Annotated in this window: 13 protein-coding genes; 6 read left to right on the top strand and 7 right to left on the bottom strand. The window is 64.6% G+C overall.

The features are described from left to right. Positions 1-161 precede the first annotated feature (161 nt). Both P9230_RS01050 and P9230_RS01055 read left to right on the top strand, forming a co-directional pair. On the top strand, positions 162-6,365 hold the full coding sequence (locus P9230_RS01050; RefSeq protein WP_278117043.1) for a kinesin: 6,204 nt from the start codon (positions 162-164) through the stop codon (positions 6,363-6,365). A 106-nt stretch (positions 6,366-6,471) separates the two neighbouring features. Continuing rightward, positions 6,472-7,086: a 3'-5' exonuclease gene (locus P9230_RS01055; protein WP_067328411.1), complete on the top strand. Its 615-nt coding sequence runs from the start codon at positions 6,472-6,474 to the stop codon at positions 7,084-7,086. A 33-nt stretch (positions 7,087-7,119) separates the two neighbouring features. On the opposite strand, the gene P9230_RS01060 is transcribed toward P9230_RS01055, so the two are convergent. The 4 genes from P9230_RS01060 to P9230_RS01075 form a co-directional block, all read right to left on the bottom strand. Continuing rightward, entirely contained in the window at positions 7,120-7,710 is a 591-nt protein-coding gene (locus P9230_RS01060; protein WP_095800812.1) for an ABC-type transport auxiliary lipoprotein family protein, read from the bottom strand. 88 nt (positions 7,711-7,798) lie between these two features. Next, complete coding sequence (locus tag P9230_RS01065) at positions 7,799-9,172, bottom strand: MlaD family protein (protein WP_278117045.1); 1,374 nt, start codon at positions 9,170-9,172, stop codon at positions 7,799-7,801. Positions 9,173-9,180: 8 nt separating this feature from the next. Continuing rightward, complete coding sequence (locus P9230_RS01070; protein ID WP_278117047.1) at positions 9,181-10,005, bottom strand: ATP-binding cassette domain-containing protein; 825 nt, start codon at positions 10,003-10,005, stop codon at positions 9,181-9,183. Position 10,006: 1 nt separating this feature from the next. Continuing rightward, positions 10,007-11,194, bottom strand: a complete 1,188-nt coding sequence (locus P9230_RS01075; protein WP_067328401.1) for an ABC transporter permease — start codon at positions 11,192-11,194, stop codon at positions 10,007-10,009. A gap of 76 nt (positions 11,195-11,270) precedes the next feature. Here P9230_RS01075 and dgcA point away from each other — a divergent pair, with 76 nt between their 5' ends. Then, entirely contained in the window at positions 11,271-12,254 is a 984-nt protein-coding gene (gene dgcA, locus P9230_RS01080) for an N-acetyl-D-Glu racemase DgcA (RefSeq protein WP_127217190.1), read from the top strand. Here the strand turns inward: dgcA and P9230_RS01085 are convergent. Both P9230_RS01085 and P9230_RS01090 read right to left on the bottom strand, forming a co-directional pair. Beyond that, positions 12,225-13,439: an MFS transporter gene (locus P9230_RS01085; protein ID WP_278117050.1), complete on the bottom strand. Its 1,215-nt coding sequence runs from the start codon at positions 13,437-13,439 to the stop codon at positions 12,225-12,227. The two genes, dgcA and P9230_RS01085, sit on opposite strands and share 30 nt — an antisense overlap. A gap of 141 nt (positions 13,440-13,580) precedes the next feature. After that, entirely contained in the window at positions 13,581-14,411 is an 831-nt protein-coding gene (locus P9230_RS01090) for a UDP-2,3-diacylglucosamine diphosphatase (RefSeq protein WP_278117052.1), read from the bottom strand. A gap of 117 nt (positions 14,412-14,528) precedes the next feature. On the opposite strand from P9230_RS01090, the gene P9230_RS01095 reads away from it, so the two are divergent. From P9230_RS01095 to P9230_RS01105, 3 genes are all read left to right on the top strand, one after another. Continuing rightward, the gene (locus tag P9230_RS01095) at positions 14,529-15,308 is read left to right on the top strand and encodes an SDR family oxidoreductase (protein WP_095825300.1); all 780 of its coding nucleotides are present in this window, start codon (positions 14,529-14,531) and stop codon (positions 15,306-15,308) included. Positions 15,309-15,469: 161 nt separating this feature from the next. After that, positions 15,470-17,791 (top strand): NADP-dependent malic enzyme, encoded by a 2,322-nt coding sequence (locus tag P9230_RS01100; protein ID WP_127248014.1) that lies wholly within the window; start codon positions 15,470-15,472, stop codon positions 17,789-17,791. Between the two features lie 121 nt (positions 17,792-17,912). Continuing rightward, a complete protein-coding gene (locus P9230_RS01105; RefSeq protein ID WP_278117054.1) occupies positions 17,913-19,121 on the top strand; it encodes a DUF2865 domain-containing protein in 1,209 nt (402 codons plus the stop codon). Here the strand turns inward: P9230_RS01105 and gltX are convergent. Next, positions 19,039-20,412, bottom strand: coding sequence for a glutamate--tRNA ligase (gltX, locus tag P9230_RS01110; RefSeq protein ID WP_095800819.1), 1,374 nt, complete (start codon positions 20,410-20,412; stop codon positions 19,039-19,041). The two genes, P9230_RS01105 and gltX, sit on opposite strands and share 83 nt — an antisense overlap. Positions 20,413-20,704: the final 292 nt, after the last annotated feature.

Here is a 20,704-nt window from a genome sequence, read left to right on the forward strand (position 1 = left end):
ATATTTAAAGTTTTACGTATCGCCGGGAATGCATGTTTTCTTTACCCGTGTGTGTCATTACGATACGAACGTCCATTTTCAGCCTCCTGTCTGGGACCAGACAAGCCAGAATCAGGCCAAAATCATAAGTCCCGCGGCAGCTAGTACAGGGTAGCGAAGGCATGGCTAAGAAACCGACGACGACCAAATCTCTCGAGAGCGACGTGGCCGCGGAACTGGAAAAGGCGCTTGACCTTGACCTGAACGGCGACGAAGGCGGGCTCGACATGGCGGCGTCGATGGAAGATCTCGAGGCCCAGATTTCGGCGGCCGCGGATGAACTGGCGCGCGAAGGCCGCAGCCATAGAATCGAGCCGGCAAATGAGCCTCAGGCCGCGAAGGCGGCGCCCCAGCCGAAGCCGGCGGAACTGCGCCCGCTCGAATCGCGCGCCTCGCAACCGAACGGTTTTACGCCGGCTCCTGCCGGTTTCACGCCGGCCAATGACGATCGCCAAAAGGATTACCGGACGCTTCTGCATGGCCTCAACCGGCGCGCTTCGAGCACCGTTTACTGGGTGATCGCGTTCATTTCACTCGCCTGGATCGCGGGCGCCGGCGGCCTCGCCAACCTGCTGTTCGGGCCGAGCATCTGGCAGATCCGCACTCTCGACCAGTTCTTCGCCCGCCCCGAGCTGATCGGCCTGGCGGTCGCGGCGATCATCCCAGTCATCCTGTTCTGGGCCTTCGCCGCCATGATCCGGCGCGCGCAGGAAATGCGCATCGCCGCGCAATCCATGACCGAAGTGGCCTTCCGCCTCGCCGAGCCGGAAAACCTTGCCCAAGACCGCGTCATGATGATCGGTCAGGCCGTTCGCCGCGAGGTCGCCGCCATGGGTGAAGGCATCGAACGCACTTTGGCCCGCGCCGTCGAGCTCGAAACCCTCGTCCACAGCGAAGTCAACCAGATCGAGCGCTCCTATTCCGAGAACGAAGCGCGTATCCGCTCGCTGGTCGACGGGCTGGGCAGCGAGCGCGAAGCTGTCGTTAGCCATGCCGAGCGCGTGCGCGCTTCGATCCACGGCGCGCACGAGACGCTGCGCGACGAGATCGGTGCCGCCAGCGATATCATCCGCGATTCGATCCTCAATGCCTCGACCAAGCTGTCGATGACGATCAACAATTCGGGCGACACGCTGATCGATCGCATCAACGAGAGCTCGCTGTCGATCTTCGATTCGGTGGAAACCCGGCTCGACACGATCACCGACCGCCTGTCGACCTCGGGCGAGGCCTTTGCCAGCCTGCTCGACACCCGCATCGCCAAGCTGACCGACACCACGGACGGCCTTACCCGTTCGCTGACCGATCTTCTTGACGATCGCACCAACGGCATGGTTTCGCTGCTCGGCGGCGCCGCCCGCACACTGAACTCCGAGTTCGAAGCAAGCCTCAGCGGCATCGAGCGGACGCTGGCCGAGCGCGGCCAGGCGCTGATCAGCGAGTTCCAGACCCGCGCCGAAGCACTCGACACCGGCACCCAGAAGCTCAATGCCGCGCTCGAAGCGCGTGCCCGCCAGATCAACGAAACTCTGGTCGAACGTGCGCGCGAGATCGCCAACACCTTCGCCGAGAGCAAGGACCAGCTGTCGTCGATGATCGATCAGGGCAAGACCCAGATCGGTGCCGACATGGCCGACATCATCTCGTCGACCTCTTCCATGCTCGAAGCCCGCGCCACGGATTTCGCCGGACGCATGGAGGCGGCCCGCCATGTCGTGTCGCGCGCCTTCGACTCCGACATCCAGCGCCTCGCCGATGCTCGCGCCGGCATTGACGAAGCCATCGAAGACCACAGCCGGAAGCTCTCCGACAGCAGCAACCGTATGGCCGCCGCCATGCAGGAGGACCTCGCGAAATTCGCCGAGAGTCGCGCCGGCATCGATGAGGCCGTGGCCAGTCAGGTCCAAAAACTGGCCGAGGGCCGCAGCCTTATCTCTCGCGCGCTGGAAGAGGACCTGCGCAAGGTCAACGAGTCCCACGCGGCCATCGACGCCTCGCTCGGCGCCCATCTCGAGCAGCTCCAAGAGAGTCGCAACCGCCTCTCCCAGGCGCTGAACGAAGACTCCGGCAAACTCGTGCAAGCCCGCACCATAATTGACGAAATGGTCGCTGGACATGTCGGCAAGCTGGCCGAGGGCCGCAACATTCTGGCGCGCGCGCTGGAGGCCGATCTCGGCAAACTGGCGGACAGCCGCGCCTCGATCGACGGCCTGGTCGCCGGCCAGGTCGAGAAGATCGCCGAGGGCCGCGCCGTGCTCGCCAAGGCGCTGGAGACCGACATCGCCGGGATAAGGGACCTGATCGAGACCCATTCGGCCAAGCTCGCGGAGGACAGGGGTGAACTCAGCCGCGCGCTGGAGGGCGACCTGAGCGGAATCCGAAGCCTGATCGACAGCCACGCCGGCAGGCTTGTCGAGGACCGCAGCCTGCTGTCCCAGACGCTCGAATCCGATCTCGCCAAGTTGGCCGAGAGCCGCGCCTCGATCGACGGCCTGGTCGCCGGCCAGGTCGAGAAGCTCGCCGAAGGCCGCGATATCTTGAAGCGTGCCCTGGAAGCCGACATCAACACCATCAGGGGTGCCATTGCGGGACACTCCGAGAAGGTGCAGGAGGAACGCGCTCACCTGTCGCAGGCCCTGGAGGCCGACCTGCAGACCGTCGGCGGCGCAATCTCCGATCACCAGAACAGGCTCGTCCAGGACCGCGCCGTGCTGTCGAAGTCGCTCGAGGACGATCTGGCCAAGCTGGCCGAGAGCCGTTCCAGCATCGATGGCTTGGTGGCCGGCCAGGTCGAGAAGCTTGCCGAGGGCCGCGATATCCTCAAACGCGCGCTGGAAGCGGACCTCAACACCATCCAGAGCGCCATCGTCGATCATTCGCAGAAGATCGCCGACCATCGCGCCGAGCTGTCGCGCGTCCTGGATGCCGACATGGCCAATGCCAGCGGCCTCATGCAGACCCACGCCGACAGGCTGGTCCAGGACCGCTCGACCCTGTCCAAGGCCTTGGAGGACGATCTCGCCAAGCTGGCCGAAAGCCGGTCCTCGATCGATGGTCTGGTCGCTGGCCAGGTGGAGAAGCTGGCCGAAGGCCGCGATATCCTCAAGCGTGCGCTCGAAGCGGACCTCGCCAAGCTCGCCGAAAGCCGCGCCTCGATCGACGGCCTCGTTGCCGCCCAGGTGGACAAGCTCGCGGAAGGCCGCGATGTCCTCACGCGCGCCCTCGAGGCCGACCTGGCCAAGCTCGCCGAGAGCCGCGCCGGCATCGACGGGCTGGTCTCCGGCCAGGTGGAAAAGCTCGCCGAAGGTCGCGACATCCTCAAGCGAGCGCTTGAATCCGATCTGCAGAAGCTGGCGGAAAGCCGCTCGGAGATCGACGGCGTCATCGCCGGTCACATCGGCAAGCTGTCCGAAGGCCGCGACATGCTGGCCCGCGCGCTGGAAGATGACCTCGTCAAGCTCGCCGAAGCGCGCAAGGAGGTCGACCGTTCGGTGTCCGGCCATATCGACCAGATCGCGGCCAAGAGCAGCGACATCTCGGCGGCGATCGCTGCCGATGTCGAGAAGATCGAGCAGGCCTTCAGCCGCCAGACCGGCGTCATCGAAGAACGGGCCGGCACCATGGAGCGTGCGCTTTCGGCCGGCGTCGACAATGTCCGCGGCGTCCTCGAAAAGACCGCAGTCTTCGTTGCCGGCGCGCTGCGCGACAAGGTGATGGAAATCACCAGCACGCTGCACGAGCAGGCGGGCGCTGCCTTCAGCGACGCCGATCGCAAGATCGCCGAACGCGCCGAACAGACTTCGGCTGCGCTGCTCGCCAGGGCCGAAGAGATTGCCAACGCCTTCGAGCAGGCCGACCGCCGCCTGCACGAGCGCGCGCAGGACACCTCGAGTATGCTGATGGCCCGCGCCGATGACGCGTCCAACGCGCTCATGGCCCGTGCCGAGGAAACCGCCAACAAGCTCGCCGCCCGCGCCGGCGAGATCGCCGGCACCTTCGACGCCGCCGACCAGAAACTGGTCGCCCGCGCGGTCGAAACGGCGCAGTCGCTCGCAGCCCGCGCCGGCGACATCCTGCGCAACTTCGAGGGCGCGGACGAGCGCCTCAGCATGCGCATCACCGAATCGGCCGAAGCGCTGGCCGCCCGCGCTTCGGATCTCGGCCGCATCTTCGACGCCGCCGACCAGCATCTGATCTCGCGCATTGCCGAAGGTGCGGAGGCGCTGTCGTCGCGGGCGTCTGAAATTGCCCGCATCTTCGACGACGCCGACAACCGTTTGGTGTCGCGCATCGCCAGCAGCACCTCGACCATCGGCGAACATGCCGACACCATTGTCGGCGCATTCGCCGCCACCGAGCAGCGCGTCGCCGACCGTGCCCGCCAGACCGGCCAGGAACTCGCCGTCCACGCCCGTGAGATCGAGCAGGCGCTCGCCGGTGCCGACGAACGCCTGGCCTCGAGCGCCGCTGCGGCCGCGGCCCGTGTCGAGGAGCAGGTTGCGAGCGTCGAGAACCGGCTCGCCTATGGCGCCGAAACGATGGGTCAGAAGCTCAACGAGCAGGTCTCCAGCGCCGAGGCGCAGCTCATCTCGCGCGCCAACGTCATTGCCGAAACCTTCACCGCGGTCGGCCAGCATATCGGCCAGAGCACCAACGAGGCGGCAAAGACCATCGGCGCCAACACCCGCGAGCTCAACACCATGCTTGCGGCGCGCTCCGCCGAAATGTCGAAGATTCTCGACGAGACGGCGCGTCCGCTGGTCGAGCGCTTCGCCCAGGGCGGCTCCGAGCTGCAAAAGAGGATGGAAGAGGTCACCGAACAGGCGACCGAGAAGCTGCGCAGCGAAAACGCGGCCCTCGTCAATGCGCTCGCCAACCGTACCGCGGAGACGCTCTCGGCGGTCGAGGGCGCCCGCTCGACGCTGGCCGACAGCGTTGCCGACCTTATCGGCCGCATGACCACCTCCAGCGCGCAGCTCAGTCAGCTGATCGACCAGGCGGCCGTCAATCTCGGCCAGGTCGAGGAGCGCCTGAGCGGCAGCACGCAGAGCTTCGCGGCGACCACCGAGAAGGCGGCCCAGACCTTTGCCAGCTCGGCGCGCCTCGTTGATTCCAACACGACGCGGCTCACCGATCTGTCGTCGGCGACGTTGCGCGAGGTCGCCTCGATCGCGACCAAGTTCGACGAGCACAGCCGCCTGCTGTCGAGCGCCTCGGACCTGCTGAGCTCCGCGCAGAGCAATCTCGAGCACACGCTGGAGCGGCAGTCGTCGCTGGAAGACCTCGCCGTCGGTCTGGTCAAGAAGTCGGAAGACCTCGAGAAAGTCATGCGCTCCTTCGAGACTCTTGTGGGCCAGACGATGCAGAATGCCGAGGGCCGGACGATGGAATCGGCGGAGAAGATTCGCACCGCCATCGCCGAGGTCGTCGATTCGGCGACGCGCCGCTTCGCCGACGCGACCGAGGAGATGCGGCGCACTGCGGGCTCCATCAAGAGCGAGCTGGACCTCACCCGCGCCGAGCTCAAGAAAGGCGTCATCGAGATGCCGGAGGAGGCCAAGGAATCGACCTCGGCCATCCGCCGCGCCGTCGCCGAGCAGATTAACGCGCTCAAGGAACTGTCGGATATCGTTGCGAAATCCGGCCGCAGCGGCAGCAGCGAGACCGGTGAGCCGCGCGCCCTGCGCCCCGCGCCGCAGTCGCCCGCCCGCCCCGCCGAGCAGCCGCTGCGCCGCCCGCCGGCGCCGCAGCAGCCTCAGCCGGAGCGCCCGGCGCCGCAGGCACCGCTCGGCGAGACGACGCTGCGCGGCACCCTCGATCTCGAGCGCCCGGCGGAAGCGCCGCGCCGCGATCCGAACGGCCGCACGCAGCAGGGCGGCTGGGTGCGCGATCTCCTGACCAACGCCTCGCGCGAGGAAGAGCTGAAGCCGGCGACGCCCGCGGAAGCACCGCGCGCGACCCCTGCCCAGCGTTCGCCGCTGCATGTCATGGAATCGCTCAATTCGCTGTCCGTCGACATCGCCCGCGCCATCGACCATGACGCCTCGATCGAGCTGTGGAACCGCTACCGCCGCGGCGAGCGCGACGTGTTCACGCGCCGGCTCTACACGCTGAAGGGCCAGCAGACCTTCGACGAGATCCGCCGCAAGTATCAGGCCGAGGCCGAGTTCCGCGCCGCCGTCGACCGCTACTGCGACGATTTCGAGAAGCTGCTCAAGGATGTGTCGCGCAACGACCGCGACAACATCATGGCGCAAACCTATCTCACGTCGGACACCGGCAAGGTCTACACGATGCTGGCCCACGCCAGCGGCCGCCTGCACTGAGCGGGGCACATATCAGACACTGAAGCGGGGCCATTGCTCCGCTTCTTCATTTTAGAATCCACTTCCAGTTTGACGCAGGTCCCATCTTCGAATTGGCGGGAAGGCCTTGAAGACAGCGATAATCTTCGACTGCGAATTTCTTTGCCTCCAAGGCTCGCAACGCAGATTTTGGTGCGCGGCTCATGATCCCGATCCGGTCATAGCCCAGGTCGGCGCAGTAAAGCTCGGACTTGAGGGGGAGTTTCCCCTATTAGGCACGCACCGCGCCTATGTGCAACCGATTGACCGATTCGGCCGGGGATACGCGCTTGATCCGTTTTTCACCCAGCTCACCGGCATCACTGAAGAAACCCTGGAGACCGAGGGAGTCGGATTGGCAGAAGCTCTTGCCGACATCGACCGCTTCTCCGACGGTGCGCGCTTTTGGTCCTGGGGCAAGGACGAGCTGAACATGGTCGCGATCAGTTGTTATGTCGCCGGCATTCCCGTTTCCATACCAGCCAACCGGTTCGACAATGCAGTCAAGCTGCTGCTAGCGGCGGGGATGCCGATCGAAGATTTGGCGAGGACACCCAGCAACAAGCTGGCGGACTATTATGGCGTCGACCACGCTCCGTTGCGGGCACACGACGCGCTCGACGATGCGCTATCGCTGACCTACACCCTGCAACATCTGTTGAAATCCGAAAAATTGCAGGCAGACGTCTTCGAGTGTTTGTAGCCTGCGTGGCACCGCACCGGCACGCGCATTCGTTCAGATCACCGAATCGGTCCAGCGGACGATGTCCTTCGCCGCTTGGCCGAACGCGTTGTCCAGGGCACCGACATAAGCGGCATTTCCGCCGCCCGAGACCGGTGCGCTGGCCGTGAAGTCCTTCGAGGCGCGCACCTCGCCATTGCGATCGTTGAGGATGCGCACGAACAGCTCGACATCGGCATGTTCGCCGCCATTGACCCGGACTTCGAAGGACCGCACCTCGACGATGATCTGGTAGTCGATCGCCAAACCCTCGCCCGGCTTGCCGACACCGGCAAAGCTGCCGGAGCGCTGAAAAGTCTCGGCGAGCCTTGCCTGCACGATCAGCGGCAGGCGGTCCGCCCATTGCGCGCCCTTGAGGAACTGGATCGACTGGTCGGACGGCCTGATCACGATGTTCTGGCTGTCCAGCGCCTTCAGCGCCGAGGGTTGGGCGATCAGGATCTGGCGGCGGCTGTGGCCTCGCATGTCGAGCGAAGGCGCGGAAAGCTCGAACGTGTCGAGCGGCGCCGGCCTGCCCCCCAGTACCGCGCAGCCTGCAAGCGTGAACACGAGCGTCGCGGCAGCAACGGACTTCAACCCTCTCACTAACTTCACGCGCGATCCCCACTGTCCCCGGATCTGACGATCAACTTACAGCTGCAATCCATGTTCTTGGCGTTCGCAGCAGCGGAAGTCAACGCCGTGCCCTGCCGTCAAACTGACGGACCTCCCCCTCGCCGCCCGTCAGTATGCGCTGCGGGTTTCGGCTGAGATCTGTCACCGCTTCCTCGATTCGGCTGATCGAGCGCCGGCTGGCCTGGACCAGCGCCTCGACATCCTGCAGGCCCTGGCCGGAGAAGCGCGACAGATTGTCGACGATGGTGCCCAGCCGAGAGTTCAGCGTATCGGCAACCTGCTTGAAGGACTTCAGCGTCGCCCGAGCATCGGCCATTACGCCATTGGCTTCACCGGACCCGAGAAGCTTGTCGACCTTCTCGAGAATCCCGTCGACGCGCACGGAGGCGTCGTTGAGGCGTTGCGCAAGCTGGCGGGCATTCTTGATCGTATCGTTGATGTCGTCGGAGCGGTTGGCGATCTTGTCGGTGACCTTGGCGATGTCGGCGGCCGCCTTGTTGGCGCTGTCGCTCGCCTTCTGGATGTTGGCGAGCGCCGTACGGACATCCGCCGGATCTATCCCATCGAGAACGCCGTTGACCTTGGCGAGCGTACCTTGCGTCTGCTTGGCGAAGTCGTTGACCGACCCCACCGCGGCATCGACGTTCTTCAGCATGCCGTCCAACTGCCCGCTGGTTTCCTTGAGGTTCGCGGTGACAGTGTCGACATTGGCGACGATGCTCTTGATCCGGTCCTTGTCGACCGAATTGAGCAGGCCCTCGGCCGCCTTCAGCGTGCTGTCGAGTCGGCCCGACACATTTTGCAATTGCTCCGAAAGCGAGCTCACGGCGGACAGGAATTTATCGATGCCGTCCGAATTCTTGGCCAGCGCGTTGGAGAAGGTCTCGACGTTCTTGACTGTCTGCGTCAGCGGTCCGCGAACATCCTTGGTGAAGCCTTCCAACTCGGAAAGCACCTTGTCGGCACGCGTGAAGATGTTCTGCGCGGTCTGCAGCAGGTTGGTCACGGCCGACGGATTGGCGACGATCTCCGGAACCCTGCCTTCTTTCTCGGCCTGGTCGAGCAGCTTCACTTCCTTTGGATCGGCGCCTTTCAGCTCGATATTGGCCTGGCCGGTGAGGCCGGCGAGCCCGATATCGGCCTGCGTCGACTTGGTGATCGGCGTCATGCGGTCGATCTCGGTATCGGCGATGGCGACCGTCGGGTTGTCGACATCGATATAGACCCGTTTGACGTCGCCCACCTTGACGCCGTTGAACAGCACGAAGCTGCCGCGGCCAAGGCCCGAAGCCGAGCCCGGGATGCGCACGCGCAACAGCGTCGTCTCGCCACGCTCGCCGATCGCGGCCGTCCAGTAGACGAAGGCGAAGGCCGCGAGGATCGCGGCCAGCGTGAAAATGCCGACAATGACGTAGTTGGCTCTGGTTTCCATTACCTCACTTATGGCTGTGCGCGAGCCGCAAGATCAAGTTGCCGGGCGCGTTTTCCGCGGAAATAGGATTTTACCCACGGCTCCTCGCTTTTCAGCATGTCGTCGATCGTGCCTTCGACCAGCACCCTCTTCTTACCGAGCACCGCCACGTGGTCGCAGGCGGTGAACAGCGTGTCGAGGTCGTGCGTGACCATGTAGACAGTCAAATCCATCGTATCGCGCAGCTTGACGACCAATTCGTCGAATTCGGCCGCGCTGATCGGATCGAGGCCCGAGGTCGGCTCGTCGAGGAAGACGATGTCCGGATCGAGCGCCAGCGCGCGAGCCAACGCCGCGCGCTTGATCATGCCGCCCGACAGCTCGGAAGGGAATTTCTGCGCTGCGTCCGGCGGCAGCCCGACCAGCTCGACCTTGAGCATGGCGAGCTCGTCCATCAGCTTCTTCGGCAGGTCGAGATACTCGCGCATCGGCACCTGCACGTTTTCCAGCACTGTCAGCGCCGAAAACAGCGCGCCGTGCTGGAACAGGACGCCGAGCCGCATGTCGATGCGCAGGCGCTCGATGTGGCTGGCCTGGGCGCCGGCGACGCCTACCGCCCTTTTGTTCCCCTTTGGTTGCCCCATACCCCCGTGGGTGGGCCCCACCCCCCCCCCCCGCTCGCCCCCCCCCCCCCCCACGAAGCCCAGGATCTCGCCGCGCTCGATATCGAGCGAAAGCTTATCGAGGATCAGCTTGTCTTCGATGGCAACGGTGACGTCACGGACCGAAAGCACGATCTCGCTCTGGTCCGCGTTCTGCGCCGTCTTGACCCCGTTGCCGCTTGCAACCGCCATCTCAAAACCCGATCGATGCGTAAAACATGGCGAAAAGCCCGTCGAGGATGATGACGACGAAGATCGACTTCACCACCGACGCGGTCACGTGCTGGCCGAGCGATTCGGCGCTGCCGCCGACCTTCATGCCCTCGACCGAAGCGATGGTGCCGATGATCATGGCCATGAACGGCGCCTTGATCAGCCCGGCAAAAATGGTGCTGAGGTCGATGGCGACCCGCAGCCGATCGATGAATGCCGCCGGTGGAATGTCGGAATAGAGCCAGGCGGCGATGATGCCGCCGCCGAGCGCGGCGAAATTCGCGATGATCGTCAAGCACGGCAGCGCAATCACCAAGGCGACGAGCCGCGGAAACACCAGCACGCCGATCGGGTTCAACCCGATCACCTTCAGCGCGTCGACCTCCTCGCGCATCTTCATCGAGCCGATCTCGGCGGTGATGGCGCTGCCCGAGCGGCCGGCCAGCATGATCGCGGTCATCAGCACGCCAAGTTCGCGCAGGATCAGCACGCCGACGAGGTCGACGACGAAAATGTCGGCACCGAAATAGCTGAGCTGATAAGCGCCTTGCTGGGCGACGATGGCGCCGACGATGGCCGACATCAGCACCACCACGGGAATGGCGCCGACGCCCATGCGGTCGATCTGGTTGAAGATTGCTGCCGGATTGACGGCATGGCCGCGGCCGAGCTTCATCTGCGCGCCGCGGATGGTGGCGCCGAGGATGTTCATCGAGGCCAGAAAATCGTCGCGCATCTCGTAGACGCGGCGGCCGACCAGCTCCAGCGCGCGCAGGATGATGTTGGGCGGTCCGGCCGGCCCCGATTCGGGTTCGCGACGCACCGCGTCGCCCACCGCGCCGAGCAGGATTGAGGCGATCTCGCTCTGCCCCTGCACATGGACTTCGACGCCTTTCTTCTCGAAAGCGCTCGCCAGCCGATCGATCAGCCAGGCGCCGGCCGTGTCCATCTTCTCGATCTGGGAAAGGTCGAGCATCAGCTTCTTGGCGCTGTTGCGGTTTTCGATCTTGCGCATCTCCGCATCGACCGATGCCACGGTCCGCGTCGTCCAGACACCCGAGAAAGCGCAGCCGATTACGTCGCCTTCCTCGCCGACGATAATGCGCGGCTGGTGATTGGCATCACCGGCGGGCGTGCGGCTTGCGTCGCGTTTGCGGATGGTCAACATGGCGTCCTGTTTAGCGTGACGGGACTGGCGTGTCGATTTGCCGGGAGACCGGGTCGCACAGCCGGAGAAGAAAAATATGGCGCGTGTCATTTCGGTCGAGGCGGAGCGATTCCCCATCGCGGGCACCTTCACCATATCGCGCGGATCGAAAACCGAGGCCGAAGTCATCACCGTGACGATCGCCGACAACGGACATGTCGGGCGCGGCGAATGCGTGCCCTACAGGCGCTACGGCGAGACGATGGAAGGCGTGCGCGCCGCAATCGAGGCGATGCGCGGCCAGATCATCGACGGCATCGGCCGCACCGCCTTGCTCGCGGCCATGCCGGCCGGAGCGGCCCGCAATGCCATCGACTGCGCCTTGTGGGATCTCGAAGCCAAGCTGGGCGCCAGGCCGGTGGCGGACGCGATCGGGGTCGTTTCGCCTAAGGCGCTCGAAACCGCCTACACGCTGTCGCTCGCCGAACCTGAGGCGATGGCGGCACAGGCCCGCGCCGCTGCCTCGCGGCCGCTGCTCAAGGTCAAGATCGGCGGCGACAACGACGCGGCAAGGATTCGCGCCGTGACGCAAGCCGCCCCGCAAAGCCGCATCATACTCGATGCCAACGAGGGCTGGACCGATAACAACATCGTCGAGAATCTCGCATTCGCAGCCGAGCACGGCATAGTGCTGATCGAGCAGCCGCTGCCGGCCGGCCGTGATGGCATCTTGCGCGAAATCGCGCATCCCGTGCCGATCTGCGCCGACGAAAGCGTGCACGAGGCGAAGAACCTCGAAGCGCTGGTCGGCCTTTATGACGTCGTCAACATCAAGCTCGACAAAACTGGTGGAATGACCGAAGCGCTGATCCTTCGCGACCGTGCCCGCGAGTTGGGTTTCGGCATCATGGTCGGCTGCATGGTCGGCACGTCGCTCGCCATGGCGCCGGCAGTGCTCTTGGCTCAAGGCGCCGATTTCGTCGACCTCGACGGGCCGCTGCTCTTGGCGCACGACCGCGAACCGGGTCTCGTCTACCAGGGCTCGCTGGTCTCACCGCCTCAGCCGGCGCTGTGGGGCTGACCGCGCGGCAAGCCCGATCAGCGCGAGGCCGATGATCGCGATCGGGATCATCGCCAGGAACCCGTCGACGCCAAGATGATCGTAGAGCGGGCCGGAGACCAGCGTGACCGCGGCCATGAAGAAGCCGTTGAAGAAATAGGCGATGCCTTGCGCGGCGCCCGTGCGCTCTTCGGAAACCGTTTCGCCGATCATCTTCTGCAGGCCGATCAGCACCATCGCCACCGAAACCGCATGCAGCGTCTGGACGCCGAAGAAGCCGACGACGCCGAGGCCCAGCGGCCAGACCAGCGGAAAGGCGACCCATCGCAGGATCGAGCCGATGCCGGCGATCACCATCACCCTGACGACGGAAACGGAGGCGAAAATGCGGTTGAAGAACAAGAACATGCAGACCTCGGCAACCACGCCCCAGGCCCACAGCAGGCCCACGACGGAATCGCTGATGCCGATCGACTTCCAGTAGATCGACACGAAGCCGTAAAGAAAGGCGTGGCTGGCGGTGATGATGCCGACACCCAGCGTGAAATAGAGGAAATAGGCGTTGAAGAGGCTTGGCGCCGAATGCTGAATGTCGGTCGCCGATAATGGCGACGCCTTGCGAGGCTTGCCCATCCGCGGCGCCCACAAACCCGCGACAAGCGCTGCGGCAAGGGCCACAAAGATGATCGCCGGAACAGTTTGCGGGCCGGTGGCCGCCAGGATGAAGCCGCCGACTATATTGGCGCAGAAATAGGAGATCGAACCCCATTTGCGCATGGCGGTGTAGTTGGAGCCGAAGCGGCGGACGCCCGACAGAGCCAGCGAATCGGCCATCGGCGAATGCGGCGTCCAGGGGATCGAAAGCAACAGCGAGATGGCCAGCACGCCCGCATAGGTGGCCGGCAGGAAATAGCCGGCCGAAATGATCATCGTCGCCGCGACCAGCGCGATATAGACATTGGCGCGGTCCTTCGCCCGGTCGGCAAACGCGGTGAGCATCGGGGTCGTCACGACGCGCAGGAACATCGGCGCCGCCAGGATGACGGCGATCTGTTCGGCGTGGAAGCCTTTCGCCTCCAGCCAGAGCGGGAAATAGGGCAGATGGGTCCCCTGCGACACGAACAATGTCGCGAAGATCAGGCTCATGCGCAGTTCGAAATGGGCGGGCTTGACGAGTTGCTCAGGCGAAAGTGGCGGCAGCGACATGAATCGATCCAATTACGCTGCATTCCACGACCGCAACGCGTTTCGATCCCTATCACGCGGCAAGGAGCGGCGGAACCGCCTGGACCAGTCGATCTGGCCAAAGCTGTTGAAAGACAAGCAACCTCGGAGCCGGAAAGGCGCTCAGGCAGCCTTGACAGCCCTGCCCTTGAGATCGACAAGATCGACGCGCACCGGCGCGTCCTTGCCGGCCGGAACTTCGGGCAGCACATGCGCCCAGGTCAGGATCTCCATGCGGCCGTCGAAATGCTCGACCACCGCGGTGCAGCTTTCCACCCAGTCGCCGGTGTTGATGTATTGCACGTCGCCATAGCGTTCGATCGCGGCGTGATGGATGTGGCCGCAGATCACGCCGTCGACATGCGAGCGCCGCGCTTCCTCGGAGAGCACCATCTGGAACGATCCGATGAAGTTCACCGCCTTCTTCACCTTGACCTTCGCCCAGGAAGAGAACGACCAGTAAGGCAGGCTGAGCAGGTGGCGCAGTCTCGTCACGAGGCGATTGACCAGCATTGCCGTGTCATAGGCGTAGTCGCCGAGGTAAGCGAGCCAGCGCTGATTGTGCACCACAGTGTCGAACTGGTCGCCATGGATGACGAGAAGCCGCCTGCCGTCGGCGGTCTCATGAATGGCGCGGTCGGCAACGACGATGCCGCCGAAATGCACGCCCTGGAACTGGCGGGCGAACTCGTCGTGGTTGCCGGCGATGTAGGTGATCGAGGCGCCCTTGCGCGCCTTGCGCAGCAATTTCTGCACCACGTCGTTATGGCTCTGCGGCCAATGCCAGCTGCGCCGCAGGCGCCAGCCGTCGACGATGTCGCCGACCAGGTAGATGGTATCGGCGTCATGGTGGCGCAGGAAATCGATCAGGAAATCGGCCTTGGCCGCTTTCGAGCCGAGATGCACGTCGGAAATGAACATGGTGCGAAAAGTGCGGGGCTCTGGACCGGACATTGCGATTTCCACCTTTCTTTGGCGTGCTATGCCTCGATTCATGCAACAACCGTATGACGGTTGCGGTTGGTCCAGCCCAGGCGCTAGCTTGCCGCCCTCGAAAAAGGAGAAATCACCATGGATCTCGGCATTCGCGGCAAGAAGGCCATCGTCTGCGCCTCGAGCAAGGGACTGGGGCGCGGCTGCGCGATTGCGCTGGCCGAAGCCGGCGTCGACCTTGTCGTCAACGGCCGCAACGCCGAGCTGTTGGCGAAGACGGCGCAGGAAATCCGCGAAAAATTCGGCGTCGAGGTGATCGAGATCGCGGGCGACGTCTCGAAGCCGGAAGTGCAGAAGGCATTGCTTGCCGCCTGCCCCGCCCCCGACATCCTGGTCAACAACAATGGCGGCCCGCCGCTTCGCGATTTCCGCGAGCTCGACCGCGCGAAAATCCTCGAAGGCGTGACGCAGAACATGGTGACGCCGATCGAGCTGATTCAGGCGGTCATCGACGGTATGGCCAAGCGCGGCTTCGGCCGCATCGTCAACATCACATCGCTGTCGGTCTATGTGCCGCTACCGGGCCTCGACCTGTCGTCGGGCGCCCGCGCCGGCCTGACCTCGTTCCTTGCCGGCGTGGCCCGCACGGTGATCGACCGAAACGTCACCATCAACAGCCTGTTGCCCGGCAAGCTCGACACCGACCGGTTGCGTGGCCCGCACGAAGCCGGCACGCCGGAAGACCCCGCAGCGGCCGCCGCGCGCAAGGCCCGCATCAGCGCCGACGTACCGGCAAAGCGCCTCGGCACGCCGGAAGAGTTCGGCCAGATCTGCGCCTTCCTGTGCTCGGTTCATGCCGGCTATCTCACTGGACAGAACATCCCGGTCGACGGCGGCCTCTACGTCAGTGCGTTCTGACGAGCTTCGTCGATCCGCCGCAAGTTTCCCAGCCAACAGGCTGAAATGGATTGATTATCTTCGCCTCGGCATCGTGAATGCCAGGGCCGACATTTGGCGTCGCGAAGAATCGCCGCTGCATGCTAAAAGGCTCGAAAGCAAGAAGCGCAGGAGGGCCGCGAATGGACGGCGAGAGCAAGAAAACGGCCCGATCGGACCTCGATGAGGCCGCGCTCTTCTTCCACAAGCACCCCACCCCGGGAAAGCTCGAGATCCAGGCGACCAAGCCGCTGGGCAACCAGCGCGACCTCGCGCTTGCCTATTCGCCGGGCGTTGCCGCTCCTTGTCTCGAGATCCGGGACGATCCCGCGGCCGCCGCCGACTACACGGCGCGCGCCAACCTCGTCGGCGTTGTCTCCAACGGCTCGGCGGTGCTTGGGCTGGGCAATATCGGCCCGCTCGCCTCCAAGCCGGTGATGGAAGGCAAGGCGGTGCTGTTCAAGAAATTCGCCGGCATCGACGTCTTCGACATCGAGATCGATGCTCCCGAGATCGAGCGCATGGTCGAGACGGTGGCCGCGCTCGAGCCGACCTTCGGCGGCATCAATCTCGAGGACATCAAGGCGCCTGAATGCTTCGAGGTCGAGGAGCGGCTGAAGGCCCGCATGGGCATTCCGGTTTTCCATGACGACCAGCATGGCACGGCAATCATCGTCGCCGCCGCGGTGCTCAACGGGCTGGAATTCGCCGGCAAATCGATCTCCGACATCAAGATCGTCACGTCCGGCGCGGGCGCTGCGGCGCTCGCCTGCCTCAACCTTTTGGTCTCGCTCGGGGCCAAGGTCGAAAACATCTGGGTCACCGATCGTTTCGGCGTCGCCTACAAAGGCCGAGTCGAGGAGATGGACCGCTGGAAAGACCCTTATGTGAAGGACACCCAGGCGCGCACGCTGACCGATGTCATCCCCGGCGCCGACGTCTTTCTCGGCCTCTCCGCCGCCGGCGTGCTGAAGCCAGAACTCCTGCAGCACATGGCGCCGAAGCCGCTGATCCTGGCGCTCGCCAATCCGACGCCGGAGATCATGCCTGAGGTGGCGCGCGCGGCACGGCCCGACGCCATGATCTGCACCGGGCGCTCCGATTTTCCCAATCAAGTCAATAACGTGCTCTGCTTTCCTTACATCTTCCGCGGCGCGCTGGATTGCGGGGCGAGCGCCATCAACGAGGAGATGAAGATGGCCGCGGTCAGAGCGATCGCGGCGCTGGCCCGCGAGGAGCCATCGGACGTCGCCGCCCGCGCCTATTCCGGCGAGACGCCGGTCTTCGGCCCGGACTTCCTGATCCCCTCGCCCTTCGATCCGCGTCTCATCCTGCGCATCGCGCCGGCGGTGGCGAAAGCCGCCTGCGACACCGGTGTGGCGACGCGGCCGATCTCCGATTTCGCGGCCTATGTCGACAAGCTCAACCGCTTCGTCTTCCGCTCTGGCCTGGTGATGAAACCGGTGTTCTCCTCGGCCAAGGCCGCCAGCGCCAAGCGCGTCATCTACGCCGACGGCGAGGACGAGCGCGTGCTGCGGGCGGCACAGGTGGTCCTGGAGGAAGGCATCGCCGAGCCGATCCTGATCGGCCGTCCGCATGTCGTGGAAGTCAGGCTGAAGCGCTACGGCCTGCGCATCCGGCCGGGGGTCGATTTCGGGTTGATCAACCCGGAGGACGATCCGCGCTACCGGCACTATGTCGATCTGCTGATCGAGCTCGCCGGGCGCCGGGGTATAACGACGGAAGCCGCCCGCACCATGGTGCGCACCAACAACACGGTGATCGCCGCGCTTGCGTTGAAGCGCGGCGATGCGGATGCGATGATTTGCGGGCTTGAAGGCCGCTTCGAGCGACATCTGCGCAATGTCACGCTGATCATCGGGCCGCGTCCCGGCATCAAGGACCGCGATCTCTCGACATTGTCGATGCTGATCTCGCAGCGCGGCATCATCTTCCTCACCGACACCCATGTCTCCGTCGATCCGACGGCGGAGGAGATCGCCGAGATGACGGTGCTGGCGGCGGAAGAAATCCAGCGCTTCGGCATCGAGCCGAAGGCTGCGCTGCTGTCGCATTCGGATTTCGGCTCGCGCGATTCGCCCGGCGCGCTCAAGATGCGCGAGGCCGCCGCCATCCTCGCCCGCATCGCGCCGGAACTGCAGTGCGACGGCGAGATGCATGCCGACTCGGCTCTTTCCGAACATCTGCGCCAGCGCGTCTACCCGCATTCGCGGCTGAAAGGGGAAGCCAATCTGCTGGTGTTCCCGAACCTCGATTCGGCCAACATCACGCTGACGGCGCTGCGTGCCATGATGGACGCGCTGCATGTCGGGCCGATCCTGCTCGGCACCGACAAGCCCGCGCACATCCTGACCCCTTCGGTGACGTCGCGCGGCGTGGTCAACATGACGGCACTGGCGGTGGTCGAGGCGGCGCACAAGGCGCAGGCGCTCGCCCCGATCTGAGTTCAGGGTGAGCTCTGGGTTGTGCGAGCTCGCGCCAGCGGAATTGTGTTTGGCTAGTAAGCTAGGGAACAGTTAAGCACGAACGCGGTAGCCTTCCACAGGCAATCGGGATTCCAGGCGGATGAAGGGGTTGAAGCTGACGCACCTTGCTGCGCTGCTTGCAGTGTTGGCGGCGTCGGCTGTCGCTGTGACGGAGCCGCAGGCCGCTTCTCGCACCTGCCGCCAGCTCGAAGCGGAGCTTGCAGCCACGCGCGGCGGTGGCGGCGGTCCGGGACTGATCCGCAAATATGACGACGCGATCGCCCGCCAGCGCGAGCAGCTGGCCAAGGCGCGCGGCCGCGCCGGTGATGCCAATTGCGGCTTCGCGCTGTTTTCGCGCAATGCCGGCCAATGCGCGGCGATCAATGCCTCGATAGAGCGTATGAACGCCAATCTCGACATCTTGCAGGCCAAGCGCCAGCGGCTGGCCGGCGGCGGCACGCGGCGCGACCGCAGCCGCATTCTTGCGGCGCTCGACGCCAATGGCTGCCGCGATGATGAAGTCGAGCCGCCTCGCGCCCCGATCCAGGACGCCGCCCGCAACAATGGTGGCGGCAATCTGTTCGAGCAGCTCTTCGGCCGTGGCGACGAGGAGATCGATACGCTCGACACGCCTGAAGCGCTTCCGCCAGACGATCCCAGCGCGCGCAACATCCGCCGGGTGATCAACCAACCCGACGGCATGGACCTGCCGAGGGTGAACGGCGAGTTCCGCACCGTCTGCGTGCGCACCTGCGACGGCTATTTCTTCCCGACGTCGAACGCCGCCTCTGTTGGCGATTTCGAGCGCGATCAGAAGAATTGCGAATCGAGCTGCCCCGGCACCGAGATGCAGGTCTTCTACACGCGCGGCATGGACGATGACGCCGGCAACATGACATCCTCGGCGACCGGCCGTCCTTACAGCGAGCTGCCGACGGCCTATCTCTACAAGCAGGCCAACTACTCGCGGCCGCCGCAATGCGGCTGCAACGCCCAGGCCGAAAACTTCTCGATCATAGGCGGCAATCCGCCCAATCCGGAACAGCCGCAGCCGGACAGCGGGGCGACGACCCTCGTGCCGGCGCCGGCGGCCAAGCTCGATGCTGGCGCCGATCCCGAAACGCTCGCCAACGCTGCAGGCGGGCTCGACCGCGCGGCTATCAAGCAGCTGACCGCCAAGGTGCCGGCGTCACCGGTTTCGGCCCTGCCGCCGGAACAGCGCAAGGTCAGGGTCGTCGGGCCAGCGTTCCTTCCCGACCCATCAGCGGCAATAGATCTGCAAGCTCCGGCCCCGAAGACCGCCCGGTAAGGGCAAGCCGCAGCGGCATGAACAGCGGCTTGCCCTTGCGGCCCGTCGCTTCCCTGATCTTGCCGGTCCAATCCTTCCAGACCGTGCCGTTCCAAGGCTCTTCCGGCAACAGGTCGAACGCCTGGTGGAGGAAGTCACGGTCCTCGCCGGAAAATTCCGCCGGCTCCTGCGGCCCGTCGCTCAGGATTCGCCACCAGGCGACAGCGTCGGACAAACGGTCGATGTTGCCGCGCACGGCGAGCCAGAAGGGCTCGGCCCTGTCGCCGGAAATGCCAAGCACAATCAGCCGGTCGCGCGCCTCCTCGAACGGCATTTGGTGCATCAGCGTGCGATTGAGCACGAAAAGCTCGTCGGGATCGAACTTGGCGGCAGACTTGGATGTCGCGGCCGGGTCGAAATGGCTGGCGAGCTCGTTGAGATCGTGCGCTGCCGTGACATTTTCCGATGTGCCAACGAGCACGGCCAGCGAGGCGACAGCCATCGGCTCGATGCCGTCCTCGCGCAGGCTTTCTATCGACAGCGCGCCGGTGCGCTTCGACAGCCCCTCACCCGACACGGTGGTCAAGAGATTGTGATGACCGAACACCGGCGGCTCAGCGCCCAGCGCCTGGAACAAGGCGATCTGCACGCCGGTGTTGGTGACGTGGTCGTCGCCGCGTATGACATGGGTGACGCCCATCTCGATGTCGTCGACCACCGAAGGCAGTGTGTAGAGATAAGTGCCGTCCTCACGCACCAGGACTGGGTCCGACAGTGAGGCGAGATCGACGGTCTCCTCGCCGCGCACAAGGTCGTTCCAGTGCACCTCGGTCCGTTCCGGCTGCAGCGGGTCGCCGGTGAAGTTCGGCAGAAGAAAGCGCCAGTGCGGCCGGCGCCCGTCGGATTCGTATTCGGCCACCTGCTCCGGCGTCAGCGTCAATGCCTCGCGGCCATAGACCGGCGGCAGGCCGCGCGTGCGGCGCACCTTGCGGCGCAGGTCGAGCTCCTCCGGCGTTTCGTAGCAGGCATAAAGCACGCGCGCCGCCTTCAGCCGCTCCACCGCGGCGTCATAGACTTCAAAGCGACGCGACTGATATTCGGTAACGTCGGGAAAAATGCCGAGCCAATGCAGGTCATAGAGAATTGAATCGGCGAATTCCTGCGTCGAACGGGCAACGTCTGTATCGTCGAAGCGCTGGATGAAGCGGCCCTTGTTGTTCATAGCGAAGAGCCAGTTGAACAGCGCGGTGCGGGCATTGCCGATGTGGATGCGGCCGGTCGGCGACGGGGCGAAACGAACTGTAACTGTCATGAGCGGGGCGTAGCGAATGCTTCCAGGCTTGACAAGACACGCCCCCGCGCAGGGCAACAGATAGTGCAAGCCAGCTAAAATGAAAAGCCGCTCGCCGGGCCCGGCTCCGGGCAACCCGGCGAACCGTCCGCAAGGACCGTCAAATAAACGCTTTTCGAAGCGCCTTTCTGTCCCCGTTATCCACATATGTGACACACAACATGTTGGGGTCACAAAACCTATAAAAACGAATCCTTGACGGGTCAGAACGAGTCGCTTTTTATAGGCCATGCGCTCCTGTTGCGGGCGTGAC

This window comes from Mesorhizobium sp. WSM4887 (assembly GCF_029625865.1).
Classification (GTDB): domain Bacteria; phylum Pseudomonadota; class Alphaproteobacteria; order Rhizobiales; family Rhizobiaceae; genus Mesorhizobium.

Bases quoted from the DNA above. Each gene is read 5' to 3' on its own strand.
- P9230_RS01100 (WP_127248014.1), top strand. From the start codon at position 15,470: ATGGACGGCGAGAGCAAGAAAACGGCCCGATCGGACCTCGATGAGGCC.
- P9230_RS01070 (WP_278117047.1), bottom strand. From the start codon at position 10,005: ATGGCGGTTGCAAGCGGCAACGGGGTCAAGACGGCGCAGAACGCGGAC.
- P9230_RS01050 (WP_278117043.1), top strand. From the start codon at position 162: ATGGCTAAGAAACCGACGACGACCAAATCTCTCGAGAGCGACGTGGCC.
- P9230_RS01075 (WP_067328401.1), bottom strand. From the start codon at position 11,194: ATGTTGACCATCCGCAAACGCGACGCAAGCCGCACGCCCGCCGGTGAT.
- P9230_RS01090 (WP_278117052.1), bottom strand. From the start codon at position 14,411: ATGTCCGGTCCAGAGCCCCGCACTTTTCGCACCATGTTCATTTCCGAC.
- gltX (WP_095800819.1), bottom strand. From the start codon at position 20,412: ATGACAGTTACAGTTCGTTTCGCCCCGTCGCCGACCGGCCGCATCCAC.
- P9230_RS01105 (WP_278117054.1), top strand. From the start codon at position 17,913: ATGAAGGGGTTGAAGCTGACGCACCTTGCTGCGCTGCTTGCAGTGTTG.
- P9230_RS01065 (WP_278117045.1), bottom strand. From the start codon at position 9,172: ATGGAAACCAGAGCCAACTACGTCATTGTCGGCATTTTCACGCTGGCC.
- P9230_RS01085 (WP_278117050.1), bottom strand. From the start codon at position 13,439: ATGTCGCTGCCGCCACTTTCGCCTGAGCAACTCGTCAAGCCCGCCCAT.
- P9230_RS01095 (WP_095825300.1), top strand. From the start codon at position 14,529: ATGGATCTCGGCATTCGCGGCAAGAAGGCCATCGTCTGCGCCTCGAGC.
- dgcA (WP_127217190.1), top strand. From the start codon at position 11,271: ATGGCGCGTGTCATTTCGGTCGAGGCGGAGCGATTCCCCATCGCGGGC.